This is a genomic window from Oribacterium sp. Sow4_G1_1, from assembly GCF_052116105.1.
Lineage (GTDB): Bacteria > Bacillota > Clostridia > Lachnospirales > Lachnospiraceae > Oribacterium.
Map to the genome: position 1 here is coordinate 1 of NZ_JBQKLS010000042.1, position 1,779 is coordinate 1,779.

Below are 1,779 nucleotides of genomic sequence, written 5' to 3' on the forward strand. Positions count from 1 at the left end.
AAAGAGTGCGTAATAGCTCACTAGTCGAGAGGTCCTGCGCCGAAAATTCACGGGGCTAAAACACAACACCGAAGCTTAGGAACAGAAATGTTGGTAGAGGAGCATTGATGCATGGCAGAAGCGGTACCGTAAGGATCCGTGGACGTGCATGAAGAGAGAATGCCGGAATGAGTAGCGAGATGGAGGTGAGAATCCTCCAGGCCGAATATCTAAGGTTTCCAGGGTAAAGCTGATCTGCCCTGGGTAAGTCGGGGCCTAAGGCGAGGCTGAGAAGCGTAGTCGATGGACAACTGGTTTAGATTCCAGTACCTTATAGTATCAGAAATGTGGGGACACATGGGAGATGGCAGAGCCGGGAATGAAAAGACCGGTCCAAGCGTAAGAGCTGCTGAGCAGGCAAAACCGTTCAGTAAGGCAAGGACGTGATGGGGAGCGAACTAAAGTAGCGAAGCTGCAGGATCCTGTGACGAGAAAAGCCGCTATTGTGTACTATAAGCCCGTACCGCAATCCGACACAGGTAGATGAGGAGAGAATCCTAAGGCCGACGGAAGAAGTACTGTTAAGGAACTCGGCAAAATGACCCCGTAACTTCGGGATAAGGGGTGCCCACGAGAGTGGGCCGCAGAGAAAAGGCTCAAGCAACTGTTTAGCAAAAACACAGGTCTATGCGAAACCGTAAGGTAAAGTATATGGGCTGACGCCTGCCCGGTGCTGGAAGGTTAAGAGGAGAGGTTAGCGCAAGCGAAGCTTTGAATTCAAGCCCCAGTAAACGGCGGCCGTAACTATAACGGTCCTAAGGTAGCGAAATTCCTTGTCGGGTAAGTTCCGACCCGCACGAAAGGCGTAATGATTTGAGCGCTGTCTCGACAGTACATCCGGTGAAATTGAAGTGCCAGTGAAGATGCTGGCTACCCGCGCCAGGACGGAAAGACCCCATGGAGCTTTACTCCAGCTTGATACTGGGATTCGGTAATGCATGCACAGGATAGGTGGGAGACTTTGATGTGAGGACTTCGGTTTTCATTGAGTCGCTGTTGGGATACCACCCCTGCGTTATTGGATTTCTAACTATAGGCCATGAACTGGTCATGGGACAATGTCAGGTGGGGAGTTTGACTGGGGCGGTCGCCTCCGAAAGAGTATCGGAGGCGCTCAAAGTTTCCCTCAGGATGGTTGGAAACCATCCATAGAGTGCAAAGGCATAAGGGAGGCTGACTGCGAGGGCGACGGTCCGAGCAGGTACGAAAGTAGGACTTAGTGATCCGGTGGTATGAAAGTGGGATTGCCATCGCTCAACGGATAAAAGCTACCCTGGGGATAACAGGCTGATCTCCCCCAAGAGTTCACATCGACGGGGAGGTTTGGCACCTCGATGTCGGCTCATCGCATCCTGGGGCTGAAGTCGGTCCCAAGGGTTGGGCTGTTCGCCCATTAAAGCGGTACGCGAGCTGGGTTCAGAACGTCGTGAGACAGTTCGGTCCCTATCCGGCGCGGGCGTAGGATATTTGAGAGGAGCTGTCCTTAGTACGAGAGGACCGGGATGGACTGACCTCTGTTGGACCTGTTGGCTATCAAAGCCATCGCAGGGTAGGCATGTCGGGACTGGATAAACGCTGAAGGCATCTAAGCGTGAAGCCACCCTCAAGATGAGATATCCCATCGCAAGAGTAAGACCCCTTGAAGACTACAAGGTTGATAGGGCTAAGCTGTAAGTGCTGCAAAGCATTCAGGTGATAGTTACTAATAGGTCGAGGGCTTATCCAATGTGCGCAAGACGA

Annotated in this window: 1 rRNA gene; it reads left to right on the forward strand. The window is 52.3% G+C overall.

Going from position 1 to position 1,779, the window contains the following annotated elements:
• Positions 1-1,765 (forward strand): 23S ribosomal RNA (locus ACTQ52_RS12270); the annotation flags it as partial.
• Between the last annotated feature and the right edge of the window lie 14 nt (positions 1,766-1,779).